The following is an 18,150-nucleotide window of genomic DNA, read 5'->3' on the forward strand; positions in this document are numbered from 1 at the left end:
TCGCCAATCAGGCCCACCGTACTACCCACCCCCGGCGCGCCCTCACCCGGCCTAGTGCGAGCCACCCCTACCATCCGAGAGATGCCCGTCTCCCCCCTCTCCGCCCGTCCCCGGCGGCGCCGCTCCTGGCCCCGCCGGCTGGCCGCAGGCATCGCCTTCGCCGTCCTCACCACCTCCTGCGGCGGCTGGGCGGTGCTGCACGGCCTCGGCTCGATCGACCGGGTCGACGCCTTCGGCGGCGACCAGGCCAGACCGGCCGACGACGGGGCCACCACCTTCCTGGTGGTCGGCACCGACGACCGCTCGGGCATCCCGGAGAAGACCCTCAAGGAGGTGCTGCACGCCGGGGGCGAGTCCTGCCGCTGCACCGACACCATGATGATCGTCCAGCTCGCCAGGGACGGCGCCCGGGCCAGCGTGGTCAGCATCCCGCGCGACTCCTACGTGGACATCCCCGCGCACCGCGACCCGGCCACCCGCAAGGAGGTGCCGGCCGGCAAGGGCAAGATCAACGCCGCGTACGGGATGGGCGGGCCGCAGCTCACCGTCGCCACCGTCGAGCAGAACACCGGGCTGCGGATCGACCACTACCTCCAGGTGGACTTCGCCGGGTTCGTCTCCGCCGTGGACGCCGTCGGCGGGGTGCGGGTCTGCACCGCCAAGCCGCTGAAGGACGAGTACTCCGGGCTCGACCTGCCGGCCGGCACCAGCACCCTGGACGGCGCCGGGGCGCTCAAGTACGTCCGCGCCCGGCACGTCGACGGCAGCTCCGACCTCGGGCGGATGCACCGGCAGCAGCGGCTCGTCGCCCAGCTGATGCACCAGGTGACCAGCGGCGGCACCCTGCTCAACCCGGTCCGGCTGGCGCGGGTCACGGACAGCCTGCTGGGCTCGGTCAAGGCCGACAAGGACCTCACGGCGGACGAACTGATCACCCTGGCGACCAGGATGAAGGACCTCTCGGCGGGCAAGGCGGACTTCGCCACGGTGCCGCTGGCGCAGCTGGACCACCAGGTGAACGGCTGGGGCTCGACGGTGCTCTGGGACCAGGCGGGGGCCAAGGCCCTGTTCGACGCCGTCCGGGACGGGCGGCCGCTGGACGAGGCGGTTCCCACGGCGGCGCCCACCGCCGCCCCCACAGCGGTTCCCCCGACGGCCCCCGCCACCGCGCCGGCCGCCAAGCCCGCCGTGACGCCCGAGCAGGTGCACGTCCAGGTGTTCAACGCGGCCGGGACCGCCGGGCTCGGCTCCCGGGTCGACGGCGACCTGCGACGGGCGGGCTTCGCGACCACCGGCGCGCCGTCCAACGCCCCGGCGGGCGGGCCGGCCGCGCGGACGGCGATCCGGTACGACCCGCGCTGGGACGAGTCGGCCCGGACGCTGGCCGCCGCCCTGCCGGGCGCCGAGCTGACGGCCGTCGCGGGGCTCGGGCCCACCCTCCAGGTGTACGCGGGCACCGCCTACCAGACGCCCCCGAGCCCCACCACCGGCCCGGCCGCCGGCGCACCGTCGGTTCCCCCCGCTCCCCCGGTGCCCTCCGCCGCCACGACCGTGACCGCCGACAAGGCGGCGGACATCCTCTGTCCCTGACCGCCCCGGATCGCCCCGACCTCCCCGACCGTCCCGGCCCGGGCCGGACACGCCGCGGGGGCCGGATGCGGTGTCGCACCCGGCCCCCACGGTCCCCCGTCCCCCCGGTTCCCCCCGTTCCCCCTGCCCCGCCCATGCCCTCCCCGGCGCTGTCCCCCGGCCGGGAAGGCCCCCCGTGGCGGGGTCAGTCCGTCGCGATCGCCGCGAGGACGTTCATCCGCCCGGCCCGGAAGGCCGGGACGAGAGCGGCCAGCAGACCGATGACCACCGAGGCGGCCAGCGTCGCGACGATCGTGCCGACCGGCACGGCCAGCGTCGCCAGCCCCTGGTCCTTCAGCACCTGCTGCCCGGTGATGCCCCAGGCCAGGCCAAGGCCGGTGCCGAGGACGGCCCCGAACAGGGCGATGACCACGGACTCCAGCCGGATCATCCGGCGCAGCTGGCGGCGCGAGAGGCCGATCGCCCGCAGCAGGCCGATCTCCCTGGTCCGCTCGACCACCGACAGCGCCAGGGTGTTGACCACGCCGAGCACCGCGACCACGATCGCCAGGCCGAGCAGGCCGTAGACCATGTAGAGCAGGGTGTTGACCTGGCCCTGCACGAGGTCCTTGTAGCCGGCCTGGTCCTTGATGCCGAGCTGCGGGTACTCCTTGAGGGAGTCCTCCAGCGCGGCGAGCGTCCTGGTGATGTCCGCTCCGGCGGCGGCCGTGCCGTAGACCGAACTGTCGAGCGGCAGCTCGGCCGCCGGGACGGCCTTGGCGACGGTGTCGATGGCCACGAAGACGGCGCCGTCGAAGAGCGAGCCCTTGGCCAGCACGACCCCGACCGGCAGCGACTGGACGTGGCCCTTGGCGTACTCGACCTTGATGGTGTCGCCGACCTTGAGGTTGCGCTCCTTGGCGTACTCCTCGCCGACCGCCAGCGAGCCCTGCTGGACCGAGGCGGCCGTACCGGACGTGACCGGGAGCCGGAAGTCGTCGGTGAAGCGCTCCGACACCGCGGCGAGGAAGGACTTCGTCGTGTTGCCGTCCGGCGTGGTGAGCTTCGCCGGCATGTTCTTCTGCTCGGTGACGTGGTCCAGGCCGGGGGTGTTCCGCGCGGCGGTGACCATCTCGGCGCTGAGGCCGGTCCGGCCGCCCGAGATGATGTAGTCCGCGCCGACCGACTTGTCGATCTGCTCGGTGGAGGACTTGACCATCGAGGAGGTGAACACCGAGGCGCCGATCACCAGCGCCAGCCCGATCATGAGCGCGCCGGCGGTGGCACCGGTACGCCGCGGGTTGCGCATCGCGTTGCGCTGGGCGAGCTTGCCGGACGGGCCGAACAGGGCGGGCAGCAGCGCGCCGAGCACCCGGATCACGGCGGTGGCCAGCAGCGGGCCGAGGACGACGAAGCCGAGCAGGGTGAGCAGGACGCCCAGGCCCAGGTACGCCCCGCCGGTGGCCGCCTTGTCGGCCTTGGCGGCGAGCACCAGCAGTCCGCCGCCGCCCGCCGTCAGGACGAGGCCGATCACCGTGCGGACGGTGTTGGACCGGCCCTCGGCCGGGGTGCCGTGGTCGCGCAGGGCGGCGATCGGTGCGATCCTGCTGGCCCGGCGGGCCGGGAACCACGCCGCCACCAGGGTGACCCCGACGCCCAGCAGGTAGCCGTACACCACCGCGTCCGGCCCGATCTGCAGGTCGTCGGTGTTGAGGTTCATGCCGACGGCCTTCATCAGCTGCATCAGGCCGACGGCGAGGCCGAGCCCCGCGCCGATGCCGATGGTGGAGCCGAGCACGCCGAGGATCAGCGCCTCCACCAGCACCGAGCGGTTCACCTGCTTGCGGCTGCCGCCGACGGCGCGCAGCAGCCCGATCTCCCGGGTGCGCTGGGCGACCAGCATGGAGAAGGTGTTGACGATCAGGAAGCCGCCGACCAGCGCCGAGACGACCGCGAAGCCGAGCATCGCGTTCTTCATGAAGCCGAGGAAGGAGCCGATGCTCTTGTTGTTCTCCTCCTTCTGCTCCGCCGCCGTCTTGATCTGGTAGCCGCCGCCCGTCGTGCCGGCCGCGTCGGCCTTGAGCTGGTCGTTGCTGCGGCTGCCGTCGCCGAAGACCTCGACGGAGGTGTACGCGGTGGTGCCGAGCAGGACCTGCTGCGCGGTGGCGGTGTCCAGGAAGGCCAGCGCCGCGCCCGGGTTGGTGGTCTTGAAGGAGACGATGCCGACGATGGAGAAGTCGTGCTTGCCCTCGACGGTGATGACGCGGAGCCTGCCGCCGAGGCCGAGCCCGGCCTTCTTGGCCGTGTCGGCGTCCAGCACGATCTGGTCGGGGCCCTGCGGCGCATGGCCGCTGGTGACCTCCACCGAGCTGCGCGGGGTGTCCGTCCAGCTGCCGGTCAGGGTCGGCGCACCGCTGGTCGGGCCGACGGCCTTGTTGGTGACCGGGTTGACCAGGGTGGCGTTGGCGATCATGATCTGGCCGATGGCCTGCTTCACGCCGGTGGTGGCGGCCACCTTCTGGACGACGTCCACCGGCAGGGTGGCGGTCCTGCCGCGCGCGTCGTCGTCCTCCTCGCCGTCGAGGCCGGTCTTGGCGGGCTGGACGGATATGTCGGAGGCGGTCGAGGCGAAGAGCCGGTCGAACGTGCCGGTGGCGGTGTTGGAGAACACCAGGGTCCCGGAGACGAACGCGACCGACAGGACGACCGCGATCAGGGAGAGTGCCATCCGCCCCTTGTGGGCGAAGAAGCTTCTCAGTGAGGTCTTGAGCAGCATGGTTCCGGTTCCCCGCTCAGCTCGTGCGCTTGCCGTCGAAACGGCGCATGCGTTCGAGGACGGAGTCGGCGGTGGGGGCGTACATCTCGTCGACGATCACACCGTCGGCGAGGAACAGCACGCGGTCCGCGTAGCCGGCGGCGACCGGGTCGTGGGTGACCATGACGATGGTCTGGCCCAGTTCGTCCACCGAGCGGCGCAGGAAGGTCAGCACCTCGGCGCCGGCCCGGGAGTCGAGGTTGCCGGTGGGCTCGTCGCCGAAGATGATCTCGGGGCGGGCGGCCAGCGCCCGGGCCACCGCGACGCGCTGCTGCTGGCCGCCGGAGAGCTGGGTCGGACGGTGCTTGAGGCGGCCCGCCAGGCCGACGGTCTCCACGACCTGCTCCAGCCAGGCGGTGTCCGGCTTGCGGCCGGCGATGTCCATCGGGAGCGTGATGTTCTCCAGCGCGTTCAGCGTCGGGAGCAGGTTGAAGGCCTGGAAGATGAAGCCGATCTTGTCCCGGCGCAGCCTGGTCAGCTGCTTGTCCTTCAGGCCGGTGATCTCGGTGTCACCGATCCAGATCCGGCCCTCGGTGACGGTGTCCAGGCCGGCCAGGCAGTGCATCAGGGTCGACTTGCCGGAGCCGGAGGGGCCCATGATCGCGGTGAAGCGGCCGCGCTGGATGTCGACGTCCACCGCGTCCAGCGCGGTGACCCTGGTCTCGCCCGAGCCGTAGGCCTTGGTCACCTGCCGGGCCGAGGCCGCGACACCGGCGTCGCCGGCGGGAAGCTGGGGGTCGTACACGGCTGCTGCTGCCGTCGTCACTGAAGTCTCCTAAGAAGTGGGCCCACCCGTTGCCCCCAGCCTCGCCGCCCCCGCCTGTCCTGCGACATGGCGGAGGCGGTAGTCCTCGACCGGGAGTTAGCACCACCCATCGCGTGTGGCCGGCTCCGGTTCCGCTGAGCCTCGCCCTCGTTCGCACGAGTGGGGATAAGGACAACGTTAGGAGCGGCCCGCGGATCACTCGTCATCCGCCGGGATGAAGCGGCCCAACCGGAGATGTACGGGGAGGGGCGCCCCTCCCCCTAGGGGTAGCGGCGCCCCTCCTCAGGGTCGGCCCGTACGGGAGAATTCCTGACGGTGCGTCAATTCTCCTCAGGCGGTGAGGGCGGGTGCGGCGAGCCGCTCCAGCGCGGTCGCGAACGCCTCGACCACCGGCGTGAGCAGCACGTCCGTCTCCCGCTCGATGGTGGTGCCGCCGTCCTCCCCGACGGTGATGTGGCGGTCGAGCACGAACCAGCCCTGGGTGATGTGGCCGGCGCCCATCGAGCTGAGCACCGGGCGCAGCGCGTAGTCCACCGCCAGCACGTGCGCGGCGGAGCCGCCGGTGGCCAGCGGCAGGACGGCCTTGCCGGTCAGCGCGTACTGCGGCAGCACGTCGAGCAGGGTCTTCAACAGGCCCGAGTAGGCCGCCTTGTAGACCGGGGTCCCGATGACCACGCCGTCCGCCCGCGCGAACAGTTCGGTGGCCGCGACTATGTCGGGGTGGGAGAAGTCCCCCGAGAGCAGGGCGTGCGCGGGCAGGCTGCGCACCTCGAACGGGACGACGTGGTGGCCCCGGGCTTCGAGCCGCGCGTCGACGTGGCGCAGCAGGCGGGTGGTGCGGGAGGTCGCGGACGGGGAGCCGGAGACGGACAGGACGGTGGCCATGGGGTTCACCTCGGGGCAGGAAGCGGGGACGGCGCTACGACGGCGGAGCGTCGGGAAGGACGGAAACGGCGCAACGCTGAAGCCGCCGCAAGGCGGCGGCGGAGCGGGGAGGACGGAGAGGGTTCGACGGGCGCGCGTCAGCCACGACAGAGGGAGCAGGACACACGCTGAAGGTCGACGTGACGCCGACGCGTGAGAGTCCATCGCTGATCCATGGCAGTCATGCAAACACGCAGCGTTCCGGCCGGTCAAGGATCGTTCCGGCTGGTGAACACAGGGTGAGACGCATGGTGAGACGGCCACGGCCGCACCGGGCCGGGCCGCGGACCCGGTCGGGGCCCGGCCGCGGGCGCTTCGGGACGATGCGGTGGAACGATCCGGCCCGTGCATCAAAACCGCTACAAGGGGCCTGGTGGGGGCCCCGGGGGGAGTCACCGCGGCCGGCGTCGGGCATCCTCTCCCACATGAACACGTGGCAGGAGGGCCGCCCGGGGGGCGGCGGGAACCCGTACGGCGGCGGCAACGGTGGTGGCGGCGGCGCGTACGGGCGCGGCGGCGGCTCGGGGGCCGAGCCGCCGCTGCCGTCGTCGCTGAACCCGCGCGGCCCGGGCGCTCCGGCGCCGCGCCGGCCGCAGCCGTCCGGGCAGCCGGCCCGGACGCCCGCGCAGTCGCCGGGGGCCCCGCAGGGCTACGGGCCGCCGCCGCAGGGGTACGGGCAGCCGGCCCGGCCCGGGGGCGTACCGCCGCAGGGTCCGGGGGCGCCCGGCCGGCCTGGTCCGGGCGGCCCGGGCGGCCCGGGCGGGCCCGGCGGTCCGATAACCCCGGGCGGCACCCGGCCGCCCGCCACCCCTGGCCCGTCGCGCTGGCCCCGGCGCCGCATCGTCAAGTGGTCGGTCTTCGGCGTCCTGACCGCCCTGATGGTCACCTCGGTCTCCACCTGGTTCTGGGCCGACTCCAAGCTGAACCACGAGAACGTGCTCGCCGACTACCCCGGCCGCCCGGCCGCCGGGAAGGGCACCAACTGGCTGATCGTCGGCTCCGACAGCAGGGACGGCCTCTCCGACTCCCAGGAGGAGGACCTGCACACCGGTCACGCGGGCGGCAAGCGCAGCGACTCGATGATGATCCTGCACGTCGGGGACAACGGGAACACCCTGATGAGCATCCCCCGGGACTCCTGGGTGCCGATACCGGAGCACCCCGGCGACAACGGAAAGACCGTCAAGTCGTCGACGGCGAAGATCAATTCGGCCTTCGCGGCCGGTGGCGGCAGGCTGCTCACCCAGACCGTCGAAACGAACACCGGCATCCACATCGACCACTACGCCGAGATAGGCTTCGCCGGCTTCGTCGGCATCGTCGACTCGATCGGCGGCGTGGACATGTGCATCGAGCAGGACGTCAAGGACAAGGACTCCGGCCTCGACCTCAAGGCCGGCTGCCAGAACCTCACCGGCACCCAGGCCCTCGCCTTCGTCCGTCAGCGCCACCAGATGGCCGACCAGGACCTCGGCCGCATGCGCAACCAGCAGAAGTTCCTCGGCGCCCTCGCCAAGCAGGCCGCCTCCCCCCTCACCGTGCTCAACCCGTTCACCTTCTACCCGCTGGTGGACTCCGGCCTCGGCACCCTGATCGTCGACGACGACGCCGGCCTGACCGACCTCGGCTCCCTCTTCCTCGCGATGAAGGACGTCAACGGCGGTGACGGCAGGAGCATCACCGTCCCGATCGCCGACCCGAACTACCGCACCAACACCGGTGAGTCCGCGGTCAAGTGGGACACCGCCAAGGCCAAGCAGGTCTTCGACGCCTTCAAGAACGACACGGCGGTCCCCGAGTTCAAGTGACCGCTCCCGGGTCCGGGTGACCGGCAGACGTGACGCCGGGTGACCGCACGGACACAATGGGTGGATGCCTCTCGTCACCGCGCTCATCTACCGCCGCCGCCACCGCCTCCTGGGCCGCCTGGTCCAGGAGGCGCTCGCCCTGTACGGGGTGGAGGTGCCCGCGGCGGTCGACATCGGGCCCGGGCTGGCGGTGTTCCACCGCGGCTTCGGCACCGTCCTGCACCCGTACACCACGCTCGGCGCCGGTGTGACGCTCTACAACGGCGTGACGATCGGCCGGGCCGACCCGTGGGTGCCGCAGGAACTCAGCGCGATGCGGCGGGTGGTGGTCGAGGACGGCGCGGTGCTGTGCGCGGGCGCCAAGGTGGTGTGCAAGGCGGGCGTGCTGACCGTCGGCGCCGGCACCGTCGTCGGCGCCAACGCCGTCCTCACCCGCTCCACCGGCCCCGGCGAGATCTGGGCGGGCGTCCCGGCCCGCAAGGTGGGTGTACGCGAAGGGGTCTGGGCCCCGGCCGCCACTCCCTGACCGCACCCCGCGCCCCGGGCCGGCCCGCACGGGACGGTCGGCATGCGGCGGGGCGGGCCCACCCCAGCGGACCCGCCCCGATCACCGGACGCGGCCTCGGACCCGAGGCCCGGGGTCACTTGATGTAGACGCTGGCCCCGAACTCGAAGGTGCGCTCCTCGCCCGGGCGGACGATGCCCAGCACCCGGCCCCGGCAGTCCGCGTGCTCGTAGACGTAGGCGACCTCGTTGGTGTCGTTGGTGACCGACAGCGGCCAGCGCTCGCTGTCGTAACAGCCGCTCGGGTTCTGGTACCGGTGGCCGCTGACGTACAGGTTGCCCGACGCGGCGAGGGCGGCGGCGGGGACGGCCAGGGCCATCGCTCCGGCCGCGGCGAGGGTGGCGCACACGGTTGCGAGACGTCGCATGGTCGATACCTCCGGGGAAGGGGTGACGAAGGAACGGGGGCTCCCGTCTTCGTGGCAGTCCGTACCCGGGTCGCCACGTTCCGAAAGCACAGGTCACCCGCACGCGCATCTCGAACCCGGGGACGTACGGCCGACCGGCCCACCGGCGGCGCCCAGCCAGTGCCCAGGCGGTGCCCAGCCCGTGCCCAGGGAGGGATTACCGGCTGGTCCGTATGCAATTCACCAAAACGGGGGAATTGCTTATCCAGAAGTTTGCCGAGTTCCCGGGTGACCGTCCGGACGGCCAATCGGCCTAACCCTCCACCTGTGCGGGGAATGTGAACTTCCATTCGATTTTTCGTGCGGTTCCAGTGTGTCGTCCGCGTGTTCACACGCCGAAACACGGTCCCCACCTGCGGATTCACCAATTCGGCCGAGTGGCCGACTCCCCCAGGCCAATGGTCGGGATGGATGATGAGAATTTCCTTTGGTCTCGCCATTTCCGCATCCGCGCACGCCCGGGGCGAGTCATGGTGAATGGGCGCGGCATCCGTCCGATACCCCCATCGAGATCGTCGCGCGCTGCCGCTCCCGTGCGGGGGAACGGCTCATCCGCGTCGTCATTCTGTACACGGATCTGAGGAAGAAACTCCTATGGACGCACACGAGAACACGGGCGGGGCGGGCACCTTGCGCCGACCCGCGCCGGGCCGTGCAGCCGGCTGGCCGGTGGCCGAAGCGCCGGAGCCCCGCAGCCTGCTGGACATCCTCGCCAGAACCGCCGGAACCCACCCGCACGCGCCGGCGCTGGACGTCGGCGGAACGGCCCTCGACTACCGGGCGCTGCTGCACGAGGTCGAGCGGTTCGCCGACCGGCTGGCCGCGCACGGCATCGGCACCGGCGACCGGGTGGGCGTCCGGGTCCCCTCGGGCACCGCCGACCTGTACGTGGCGATCCTGGCCGTGCTGCGGACCGGCGCCGCCTACGTCCCGGTCGACGCCGACGACCCGGACGAGCGGGCCGAGTTGATCTGGCAGGACGCCCGGGTCTGCGCGGTGATCGGTGCGGGCAGGCAGCTGACCGCCGATCCGCGGTGCGCGCCCGGCGGCCGGCCCGGACGCCCCTCCCCCGCCGACGACGCCTGGATCATCTTCACCTCCGGCACCACCGGCCGGCCCAAGGGCGTCGCGGTCACCCACCGCTCGGCCGCGGCCTTCGTGGACGCCGAGGCCCGGATCTTCCTGCGGGAGCGCCCGCTCGGCCCCGGCGACCGGGTGCTGGCCGGTCTCTCCGTCGCCTTCGACGCCTCCTGCGAGGAGATGTGGCTGGCCTGGCGGCACGGCGCCTGCCTGGTGCCCGCGCCCCGCTCGCTGGTCAAGGCCGGGACGGACCTCGGCCCGTGGCTGGTCGAGCGCGGCATCACGGCGGTCTCCACCGTGCCCACCCTGCTGGCGCTCTGGCCCGACGAGTGCCTGGACGCCGTCCGGCTGGTCATCGTCGGCGGCGAGGCCTGCCCGGCCGAGCTGGTCGAGCGGCTGGCCGCGCCCCACCGCGAGTTCTGGAACACCTACGGCCCCACCGAGACCACCGTGGTCGCCACCGCCGCCCGGCTGCTGCCCGGCGAGCCGGTGCGGATCGGCGCCCCGCTGGACGGCTGGGAGATCGCCGTGGTGGACGCCACGGGCCACCCGGTGGGCTGGGACGAGACCGGCGAGCTGCTGATCGGCGGCGTCGGCACCGCCCGCTATCTGGACCCGGCCAAGGACGCCGAGAAGTTCATCGCGCATCCGCGGCTCGGCAGCGCCCGGGTGTACCGCAGCGGCGACCTCGTCCGCAACGACCCGCGCGGCCTGGTCTTCGTCGGCCGCGCCGACGAGCAGGTCAAGCTGGCCGGCCGCCGGATCGAGCTCGGCGAGGTGGACGCCGCGCTCCAGGCGCTGCCCGGGGTCCGGGCGGCCGCCGCCGCGGTGCGGACCACCCCGGCCGGGGGCCAGCTGCTGGTCGGGTACCTGGTACCGGGCCCGGGCGGCACGCTCGACCTCGCCGCCGCCCGCCGCACCCTGCTGGAGCGGCTGCCGCAGTCCCTGGTACCGGTGCTGGCGGTGCTGGACGACCTGCCCACCCGCACCTCCGGCAAGGTCGACCGGAACGCGCTGCCCTGGCCACTCGCCCCGGCCGGCCCGCAGCCGGAGGCCGGGCCCCGCCCGGACGGCACGGCCGGCTGGCTGGCCGGGCAGTGGGAGGCGCTGCTCGGCCAACCCGTGGGCGCCGACGGCGACTTCTTCGCCCTGGGCGGCACCAGTCTGGCCGCCGCCAAGCTGGTCTCCGTGCTGCGCGCCCGTTACCCCGACGTCTCGGTCGCCGACCTCTACGCCCACCCCACCCTGCCCGGTCTCGCGGCCCGGCTGGACGAGCTGGGCGGCGGTCCGCACGAGGAGCGCCGGGTGCGCCCCACCCCGCTGCGCGCGGGTCTCTGGCAGACCCTGGTGCTGGCCGCGCTGTTCACCCTCGGCGGGCTGCGCTGGGTGCTGGCCCTGGCCGCGCTCGACAACCTGACCGGGGGCAACCTGACCTGGGCCCCGAAGACGTCCTGGTGGCTCGTCATCACCGGGCTGCTGCTGCTCTCCAGCGCGCCCGGCCGGATGGCGCTCGGCGCCGGTACCGCCCGTCTGCTCACCGCCGGTCTGCGGCCCGGGAGTTACCCCCGGGGCGGCGCCGTCCACCTGCGGGTGTGGACGGCCGAGCGGGCGGCGGTCGCGTTCGGGGTGGCCGGTCTCTCCGGCACACCGTGGGCCCGGCACTACGCGCGGGCCCTGGGCTGCGAGGTCGGCGAGGGCGTGGATCTGCACACCCTGCCGCCGGTGACCGGCCTGGCCCGGCTGGGCGCGGGCTGCACCGTCGAGGGCGAGGTCGACCTGGCCGGCTGGTGGCTGGACGGCGATGTGCTGCACCTCGGAACGGTGGAGATCGGCGAGGGCGCCCGGATCGGCACCCGGTCCACCCTGATGCCCGGCGCCCGGGTCGGGGCCGGTGCGGACATCGCCCCCGGCAGCTGCGTCCTGGGCGTCGTCCCGGCGGGCGGGTTCTGGCACGGCTCCCCCGCCCGGCCCAGCACCGAACCGCGCCCGGCCTGGCCCGCGCCGAACGGGCCGCGGCTGCGCCGCCGCGCCCGTTCCCGCCGCTGGGACCTGGCGTACGGGCTGGGGCTGCTCGGCCTCGGCCTGCTCCCGGTGGTCGCCGCCGCCCCCGCGCTCGTCCTGCTCTACTCGATCATCGACGGTGACCGCACGCTCGGCGGCGCGCTGATCCAGCTCCTGCCCGCCAGCGTGCTGCTGACCGTGGTGACGGTCGCCTGCTACGCCGGACTGGTGGCGCTGCTGGTCCGGCTGTTCAGCCGGCCGATCCGGCCCGGCTTCCACCCGGCGCACGGCAAGGTGGCCTGGTGCGTCTGGGCGGTCAGCCGGCTGACCGACACCGCGCGCCGCTCGCTCTTCCCGTTCTACGCGAGCCTGTTCACCCCGGTCTGGCTGCGGATGCTCGGCGCCAAGGTCGGCCGCCGGGTGGAGGCCTCCACCGTGCTGGCGCTGCCCGGGCTGATGCAGGTGGACGACGGCGCGTTCCTGGCCGACGACACCCTGATCGCGCCGTTCGAGCTGCGCGGCGGCTGGCTGCGGGTCGGCCCGGCGCGGGTCGGGCGCCGCGCGTTCGTGGGGAACTCCGGCATCGTCGGCCCCGGCCGCACCCTGCCCGACCACGCCCTGGTCGGCGTCCTCTCGGACGCGCCGGTGCGCAGCCAGCCCGGCTCCTCCTGGCTGGGCCGCCCCGGTTTCGCCCTCCCCCGGGTGGCGGACGCGGGCGAGGACAGCCGCACCTACAACCCGCCGCGCCGGCTGGTGCTGGCCCGGGCGGCGGTGGAGCTCTGCCGCTTCATCCCGCTGGCGCTCGCCGTCGTCCTCGGCAACCTGGTCTTCGGTGCGCTCCAGGAGCTGCGGGACCGCTACGGGCTGGCCGTCTCGCTGGCCGGCGGCGGCGTGGTGCTGATCGCCGCCGCGATCGCCGCCTGCCTGGTCACCACGGTGGCGAAGTGGCTGCTGGTCGGGCGTTTCAAGGCCGCCGAGCACCCGCTCTGGTCCAGCTTCGTCTGGCGCAACGAGCTGTACGACACCTTCGTGGAGGATCTCGCCATGCCGTGGGGCGGGCAGACGCTGACCGGCACGCCGTACCTCAATTTCTGGCTGCGGAGCCTGGGTGCCGAGATCGGCCGCGGGGTCTGGTGCGAGACGCACTGGCTGCCGGAGAGCGACCTGGTCGCGGTCGAGGCGGGCGCGAGCGTCAACCGGGGCACGGTGCTGCAGACCCATCTGTTCCACGACCGGGTGATGCGGCTGGACGCCGTGCGGCTGCGGGCGGGCGCCACCACCGGCCCGCACAGCATCGTGCTGCCGGGCTCGACGCTGGGCGCCGGCACCACGGTCGGGCCCGCCTCGCTGGTGATGCGCGGTGAGAAGGTCCCGGACGGGGGGCGCTGGCTGGGCAACCCGATCGCCGCCTGGCCGGCGGCCGCGGCCACCGCCACGGCCGTGGCGGAACCGCCGGAGACGCCGCGTCGGGCCGCGGCGGAAGCGGAGTACGTCAGGGTGCGGTAGTCGTCACGGACGGCAGGGCGCACCGGGTGTCGGCCGCCGTACGCGTTCCTCGCGTACGGCGGCCGACGGCGTTCCGGGGCGGCCGCGGGCCGGTCGCCGGGCCGGTCGCGGGCGGCCCTGGTCATCGGGCGGGGCCGTCAGGACGCCGGGCTCTCCGCGCCCTCGACGTCGGCGAGCAGTTTGCGCAGGAGCCCGTCCAGGGCGGCCCGTTCCTCGTCCGAGAGGGCGGAGAGCAGCGCGGTCTCGTTGGCCGCGTGGTCGGTGAAGGCGGCGTCCACGAGGGCGCGGCCGGCCACGGTGAGGGCGATGCGGACGCTGCGCCGGTCCGCCGGGTCGGTGCGGCGTTCCACCAGGCCCGCCGATTCCAGCCGGTCGATCCGGCTGGTCATGCCGGCCCGCGACATCAGCAGCAGCGCGGCGAGTTCGGAGGGCATCAGTTCGTACGGGGCGCCGGAGCGGCGCAGGGTGGCGAGGACGTCGAACTCGCCGCGCCGGAGGCCGTGTTGCTTGAACACCTCTTCGACGGCCCGGCCCGCGAGCAGCGCGAATCGGCCGAGGCGGCCGACGGTGCCGACCGCCGCCAGGTCGAGGTCCGGGCGCTCCCGGCTCCACTGGTCGAGCATGACGTCCACGTGATCCATAGGGGCATATTATTCGATGGGAGATAGTTAGACGTAGTACTATCAGCCAGGGAACTATCGGAGCGCTCACTGTGGGGAGAGGCCAATGACGTTGATCGGACCGGAAGCCGTGGTGGTGCGGGGCGACGAAGCCGAGACCGTCGGAATGCTCGGCGGCAAGGGGCGGCTGCTGGCGGACTCCAGCGCCACCGGCGGCGCCCTGAGCACCCTGCGCGTCACGCTGGGACGCGGAAAGGACGGCGCCACTCCGCACTACCACGGGGGTTCCTCGGAGCTGTTCTTCGTCGTCGACGGCTCGGCCCAGGTGCTGGTCGGGAACGAGGTGGTCACCGCCCGGAGCGGCGACCTCGTGGTGGTGCCGCCCCATCTGCCGCACGCCTTCGCGGCGGCGCCGGACTCCGGGGCGGACCTGCTGATCGTGATCACCCCCGGGGTGGAGCGCTTCGACTACTTCCGCCTGCTGGAGCGCATCCGCGCGGGCGAGGCGACGGTCGAGGAGCTGCTCGCCAAGCAGGACCTCTTCGACAACCACTTCCTGGAGTCGCCGAGTTGGCGCGACGCCCGGGAGGAAGCCGCCCGGTCCGAGCCGTAGACCGCCCGGCACCGGGCCCGGCCCGACAACAGGGGAGGAACCCCGTGACCGACACCCGCACCATCACCAACCCGCCCGGCCTGCACGACCCGACGCCGTTCGGCTACAGCCACGCCGCCTCCGCGCCCGGCGAACCGGTGTTCATCGGCGGCCAGTACGCCTCCGACGCCACCGGCCAGGTCGTGCCCGGCGACTTCGCCGCCCAGGTGGAGCTCGCCCTCGCCAACCTGCGCACCGCGCTCGCCGGGGTCGGCCTCGGCTTCGAGCACGTCGTCCGGCTCGGCTCGTACATCGTCGACCACGACCTGGAGAAGCTGGCCGTCCTCGGCAGGGCCCTGGCCGGGGCCTGGGGCGACCGGCTGCCCGCGCAGACGCTCAGCGGGGTCGCCTCGCTCGCCCTGCCGGGGATGCTCTTCGAGATCGACGCGGTCGCGGTCCGGCCGGCGGCGGCGGGCTGACCCGCCCACGCGAAGGGGTCCCACCGGTCGGTGGGACCCCTTCGCCGTGCCGCCCTGGTCGGCCCGGCGTCGTTCGAGTCGGCGCAGACCGCTCACATGGCCCGGGTCGCCGCGCGCAGCCGTCGTTCCACGGCGCCGGGGTCGTCGCTGAGGAACAGCACCCGCAGGGACGGGCCCACGTCGGTGGCGGCCGTGTCGAGGACCTGGAGCAGGATCGTCAGCTCGCGGACCGGCTCATCGACGAGGACGGCCTCGGCGCCGCTCACCAGGATCAGCAGCCCGGCCGGGTCCGACTGCCGGGGCGGGTAACGGGTGTCGGCGAGGCATTCCTCGAAGGCGTCCCAGTTGTGGCCGAAGTAGGCCGGGAACGCCAGGGCTTTGGCCCACTCGTTGAACAACTCCTGTTTGGTCCGGCAGAGTTCGCCGCGTACGCGGTGCGAGTGGACGGCGCCGCTGGTGCACGGGTCCGCCAGGCCGGCCCACGGACGGCCCGGCAGGAGGTCCCACCGGGCGGCCGCGAGCAGGTCCAGCGGGGTCGGGTCGGTCATGCGATGGCGCCCGTACGGTCGCGGAGGGCGGTGGTGGCGGTCAGCATCCGCCCGCGATCTCACGGAAGTTGTCGTAGTGGTCGTCGGTGTACCAGACCTGCCGGGTGTCCTCGTCGCGGATGATCCGCTCGGCGTCGCGGTGGGTGGTCGGGGTGGGACGCGGGTTGACATCGTACTCGTGGTACTGGCCACCGGCCGGGAGGTCGCCGCTGCGGTTGCCGTACGGGTTGCCGCCGCGGATGTACTCGGGGCCGGGGATCCGGTAGTCCACCGGCCTGGCGGTGGTGGGCCAGTCGAGGTCGCGCCAGATGGCGCAGGCGCGGCCGACCTGCGCCGGGAGGTCCTCCACCGACAGCGGCGGGTAGATGGCGTCGGCGGGTGCGAGGACTGGAGCGACAGCGGGCGCGGCCGAGGCGGGCAGCGCGGCCGCCGCCGGGAGGGCGGCGAGGGCGAGGGAGAGCACCAGCGCTGCCTTGGCCAGTCGGCCGGCCCGGACGGGGAACGTGGTCATACGGGGGTACCTGCCTTGGGATGGAGGTGGGTTGAGGCCGAGAGAAGGAGTACCGCGCGGGGGTGAAAGCCGGTGGGCGACCACGCCGCGCTCAACGGGCTACCACCCGACCGGGTGATGGGCGGGACACCGGTGACTTCGGCCTGCCACTCCGGGAGACCTCGCTCCCCGGGGGCCGGGGCAGGGTGACGCCTCGCCTTCGGAACGGGGGGGGCGGGCGGGATCACCGGAGGCGACCGTCCGGCTGCGGGGAACAGCGGTGCCCCTCGTGGGAGCGTCGGAGACCTGGCGGTTTCCAGACGAATGAGTCCGAAGTCAGGGCTTCAGCGGCGGTCGCCGAGACTGGCGACCACGGCGTCCAGTCGACCCATGGTGTGGGCCACGCCGAGCCCGTCCATGTAGTCGCGGACATGGACGATCCGGCCGTTGCGGACCCGGAGCACCAGGAGGCCGGGAATGCTGAAGGTCTGGCCGGTGGTGGCCACGGTCCCGGTGACGACCTGCTCGACGGTGATCACCTCGGGGTCGGTGCTCTCGTGCACGGCGACTTCGTGGATCTCCCTCGGCTGCGCCGGGCTCGCGCCCCAGGCCGCCCGGTAGCCCGCGCGGACCTCTTCGCTCCCCTGGTAGCGCGCGGGCATGCCGGGGGACAGGAACGGGAACTCGTGGACGGCGTCGACCGCGTACAGATCGGCCAGGTCGTCCGCGGACTTGTCCAGCATCGCCCGCTGGTAGCGGGCCAGGACCTCACGAGGGCCGGGGCTGGTGGAGGTTGTGTCCGGCATGGCGGTCGGGCTCCGTTCGGTCAACGCGCGGCCGGGCTCATACGAGCGACAGGCCGGGACTTCGGGCGTACGGACGTGGCGAAGGCCCCCAAGATCCGGTTGTGACGCCCGACTTGGAGACCCTCTTGACCCCACTTTATGTGAAGGCCGGCGACGGGACCGGAGGAACTCGACGGACGGGACGACCACCCCGGCCCAGCGACTCCGAACTCATCTGCCCGGCGGTGGCACAGCCCCTGCCCGGCTACTGACTCCGCGTCTCCTGCCGGCAGGAGATGATGAACCGCAGCAGGTGTTCATTGACCAGGCCGGGGCGGTCCAGGTTGAGTCCGTGGCCGGCCCGTTGCACGATCTCGGCCCGGACTCCCGGGATCAGCGCGGTGACCCTCTTGAGGGCCTGGCGCGGCCGGAGGAGGGCGCTGCGGCTGCCCAGCAGGACGAGGGTGGGCAGCTCGATGGAGCTCAGCTCCGCGTCGGTGAACGGCCTGGCCGCGGGGCGGGTGTTCGGCTTGTAGGTCCGCATGCCCAGCATCAGGGGGGCGATCATCTCGGGCGGTGAGCCGAGTGCGGGGTTGGCGAGCAGGCGCCCCAGCGCGGGGCGGAAGCGCCGTGGGGCGAGCATTCCGAACAGGCCCCCGATCATGTGCGCGTAGAACCGGGCGGGGACCTTCTCGATGCCACCCGGGTCCAGCGGTGCGATCGAGGCGAGGCGCTCGGGTGCGTGGACGGCCTGGTTGAGGGCCAGCCACCCACCGTAGGACAAGCCGACCAGGTGGATCTTTTCCAGTCCGAGGCCGGCGAAGACCTCGCCGAGCCAGGCGGCGTTCTCCCTGGATCCCGTTGCGACGGCGCGCTGAACGCTGCGGCCGGGGTCGTCCAGCGTGTCGATCGCGTAGACCGGGTGGTGCTCGCCCAGGGCGGCGATCTGCGGGTACCAGTTGGACGCGTGTCCGGCGTGGCCGTGCAGCAGCACGATCGGTTCGCCGGTCCCGGGCCCGTAGTGGTGGACGTGGACGGTGCCGTAGGCGGTTTCGACATCGAGTTCCCGGCGGGGGCGTGGCCACAGTTCCATCGCCCGGTCGTATGCCTCAAGGAACTTCGTCCGGGCTTCCTCGCTGACGAAGTGTCCGACGCCTGTCCTGGTCATGATCCCTCCCGGTGCACGAAACAACAGG

At 73.2% G+C, this 18,150-nt stretch carries 16 protein-coding genes; 6 read left to right on the forward strand and 10 right to left on the reverse strand.

From position 1 onward, the window contains the following. The first annotated feature begins 81 nt into the window (after window positions 1-81). A complete protein-coding gene (locus tag ACIQIB_RS00145; RefSeq protein ID WP_363613147.1) occupies window positions 82-1,590 on the forward strand; it encodes an LCP family protein in 1,509 nt (502 codons plus the stop codon). Window positions 1,591-1,774: 184 nt separating this feature from the next. Here ACIQIB_RS00145 and ACIQIB_RS00150 read toward each other — a convergent pair whose 3' ends face one another. The 4 genes from ACIQIB_RS00150 to ACIQIB_RS00165 form a co-directional block, all read right to left on the reverse strand. Continuing rightward, window positions 1,775-4,345, reverse strand: coding sequence for an FtsX-like permease family protein (locus ACIQIB_RS00150; RefSeq protein WP_363613149.1), 2,571 nt, complete (start codon window positions 4,343-4,345; stop codon window positions 1,775-1,777). Between the two features lie 16 nt (window positions 4,346-4,361). Further along, window positions 4,362-5,129, reverse strand: coding sequence for an ABC transporter ATP-binding protein (locus ACIQIB_RS00155; RefSeq protein ID WP_363613161.1), 768 nt, complete (start codon window positions 5,127-5,129; stop codon window positions 4,362-4,364). Window positions 5,130-5,480: 351 nt separating this feature from the next. Beyond that, window positions 5,481-6,035, reverse strand: a complete 555-nt coding sequence (gene ssuE / locus ACIQIB_RS00160; protein WP_363613151.1) for an NADPH-dependent FMN reductase — start codon at window positions 6,033-6,035, stop codon at window positions 5,481-5,483. 137 nt (window positions 6,036-6,172) lie between these two features. Further along, the gene (locus ACIQIB_RS00165) at window positions 6,173-6,259 is read right to left on the reverse strand and encodes a putative leader peptide (RefSeq protein WP_352297720.1); all 87 of its coding nucleotides are present in this window, start codon (window positions 6,257-6,259) and stop codon (window positions 6,173-6,175) included. 240 nt (window positions 6,260-6,499) lie between these two features. On the opposite strand from ACIQIB_RS00165, the gene ACIQIB_RS00170 reads away from it, so the two are divergent. Together ACIQIB_RS00170 and ACIQIB_RS00175 are read left to right on the forward strand one after the other, a co-directional pair. Further along, a complete protein-coding gene (locus tag ACIQIB_RS00170) occupies window positions 6,500-7,882 on the forward strand; it encodes an LCP family protein (protein ID WP_400653278.1) in 1,383 nt (460 codons plus the stop codon). Window positions 7,883-7,946: 64 nt separating this feature from the next. Further along, window positions 7,947-8,408, forward strand: coding sequence for a hypothetical protein (locus tag ACIQIB_RS00175; protein ID WP_400756052.1), 462 nt, complete (start codon window positions 7,947-7,949; stop codon window positions 8,406-8,408). Between the two features lie 115 nt (window positions 8,409-8,523). On the opposite strand, the gene ACIQIB_RS00180 is transcribed toward ACIQIB_RS00175, so the two are convergent. Beyond that, entirely contained in the window at window positions 8,524-8,814 is a 291-nt protein-coding gene (locus ACIQIB_RS00180) for a hypothetical protein (protein ID WP_363613157.1), read from the reverse strand. Window positions 8,815-9,447: 633 nt separating this feature from the next. Here ACIQIB_RS00180 and ACIQIB_RS00185 point away from each other — a divergent pair. Further along, the gene (locus ACIQIB_RS00185; RefSeq protein WP_400756053.1) at window positions 9,448-13,440 is read left to right on the forward strand and encodes a Pls/PosA family non-ribosomal peptide synthetase; all 3,993 of its coding nucleotides are present in this window, start codon (window positions 9,448-9,450) and stop codon (window positions 13,438-13,440) included. A 137-nt stretch (window positions 13,441-13,577) separates the two neighbouring features. Here ACIQIB_RS00185 and ACIQIB_RS00190 read toward each other — a convergent pair whose 3' ends face one another. After that, window positions 13,578-14,081 (reverse strand): MarR family winged helix-turn-helix transcriptional regulator, encoded by a 504-nt coding sequence (locus ACIQIB_RS00190; protein ID WP_400756054.1) that lies wholly within the window; start codon window positions 14,079-14,081, stop codon window positions 13,578-13,580. Between the two features lie 85 nt (window positions 14,082-14,166). Here ACIQIB_RS00190 and ACIQIB_RS00195 point away from each other — a divergent pair, with 85 nt between their 5' ends. Beyond that, window positions 14,167-14,673 carry a cupin domain-containing protein gene (locus tag ACIQIB_RS00195; protein ID WP_063352400.1) on the forward strand — a complete coding sequence of 169 codons (507 nt, stop codon included), beginning with the start codon at window positions 14,167-14,169 and terminating at the stop codon, window positions 14,671-14,673. Window positions 14,674-14,717: 44 nt separating this feature from the next. Then, window positions 14,718-15,131, forward strand: a complete 414-nt coding sequence (locus ACIQIB_RS00200) for a RidA family protein (protein WP_400653271.1) — start codon at window positions 14,718-14,720, stop codon at window positions 15,129-15,131. 92 nt (window positions 15,132-15,223) lie between these two features. Here ACIQIB_RS00200 and ACIQIB_RS00205 read toward each other — a convergent pair whose 3' ends face one another. From ACIQIB_RS00205 to ACIQIB_RS00220, 4 genes are all read right to left on the reverse strand, one after another. Next, a complete protein-coding gene (locus tag ACIQIB_RS00205; protein ID WP_400756056.1) occupies window positions 15,224-15,679 on the reverse strand; it encodes a barstar family protein in 456 nt (151 codons plus the stop codon). A 40-nt stretch (window positions 15,680-15,719) separates the two neighbouring features. Next, complete coding sequence (locus tag ACIQIB_RS00210; protein WP_363605785.1) at window positions 15,720-16,190, reverse strand: ribonuclease domain-containing protein; 471 nt, start codon at window positions 16,188-16,190, stop codon at window positions 15,720-15,722. A 323-nt stretch (window positions 16,191-16,513) separates the two neighbouring features. Further along, complete coding sequence (locus tag ACIQIB_RS00215; RefSeq protein WP_400756058.1) at window positions 16,514-16,975, reverse strand: nuclear transport factor 2 family protein; 462 nt, start codon at window positions 16,973-16,975, stop codon at window positions 16,514-16,516. A gap of 244 nt (window positions 16,976-17,219) precedes the next feature. Then, window positions 17,220-18,122, reverse strand: a complete 903-nt coding sequence (locus tag ACIQIB_RS00220; protein WP_400756059.1) for an alpha/beta fold hydrolase — start codon at window positions 18,120-18,122, stop codon at window positions 17,220-17,222. Window positions 18,123-18,150: the final 28 nt, after the last annotated feature.

This window comes from Kitasatospora sp. NPDC092286 (genome assembly GCF_044755565.1).
Lineage (GTDB): Bacteria > Actinomycetota > Actinomycetes > Streptomycetales > Streptomycetaceae > Kitasatospora.

Excerpts from the sequence above, each read along its gene's own strand:
- ACIQIB_RS00145 (WP_363613147.1), top strand. The coding sequence starts at position 82 with ATGCCCGTCTCCCCCCTCTCCGCCCGTCCCCGGCGGCGCCGCTCCTGG.
- ACIQIB_RS00150 (WP_363613149.1), bottom strand. The coding sequence starts at position 4,345 with ATGCTGCTCAAGACCTCACTGAGAAGCTTCTTCGCCCACAAGGGGCGG.
- ssuE (WP_363613151.1), bottom strand. The coding sequence starts at position 6,035 with ATGGCCACCGTCCTGTCCGTCTCCGGCTCCCCGTCCGCGACCTCCCGC.
- ACIQIB_RS00165 (WP_352297720.1), bottom strand. The coding sequence starts at position 6,259 with ATGACTGCCATGGATCAGCGATGGACTCTCACGCGTCGGCGTCACGTC.
- ACIQIB_RS00170 (WP_400653278.1), top strand. The coding sequence starts at position 6,500 with ATGAACACGTGGCAGGAGGGCCGCCCGGGGGGCGGCGGGAACCCGTAC.
- ACIQIB_RS00175 (WP_400756052.1), top strand. The coding sequence starts at position 7,947 with ATGCCTCTCGTCACCGCGCTCATCTACCGCCGCCGCCACCGCCTCCTG.
- ACIQIB_RS00180 (WP_363613157.1), bottom strand. The coding sequence starts at position 8,814 with ATGCGACGTCTCGCAACCGTGTGCGCCACCCTCGCCGCGGCCGGAGCG.
- ACIQIB_RS00185 (WP_400756053.1), top strand. The coding sequence starts at position 9,448 with ATGGACGCACACGAGAACACGGGCGGGGCGGGCACCTTGCGCCGACCC.
- ACIQIB_RS00190 (WP_400756054.1), bottom strand. The coding sequence starts at position 14,081 with ATGGATCACGTGGACGTCATGCTCGACCAGTGGAGCCGGGAGCGCCCG.
- ACIQIB_RS00195 (WP_063352400.1), top strand. The coding sequence starts at position 14,167 with ATGACGTTGATCGGACCGGAAGCCGTGGTGGTGCGGGGCGACGAAGCC.
- ACIQIB_RS00205 (WP_400756056.1), bottom strand. The coding sequence starts at position 15,679 with ATGACCGACCCGACCCCGCTGGACCTGCTCGCGGCCGCCCGGTGGGAC.
- ACIQIB_RS00210 (WP_363605785.1), bottom strand. The coding sequence starts at position 16,190 with ATGACCACGTTCCCCGTCCGGGCCGGCCGACTGGCCAAGGCAGCGCTG.
- ACIQIB_RS00215 (WP_400756058.1), bottom strand. The coding sequence starts at position 16,975 with ATGCCGGACACAACCTCCACCAGCCCCGGCCCTCGTGAGGTCCTGGCC.
- ACIQIB_RS00220 (WP_400756059.1), bottom strand. The coding sequence starts at position 18,122 with ATGACCAGGACAGGCGTCGGACACTTCGTCAGCGAGGAAGCCCGGACG.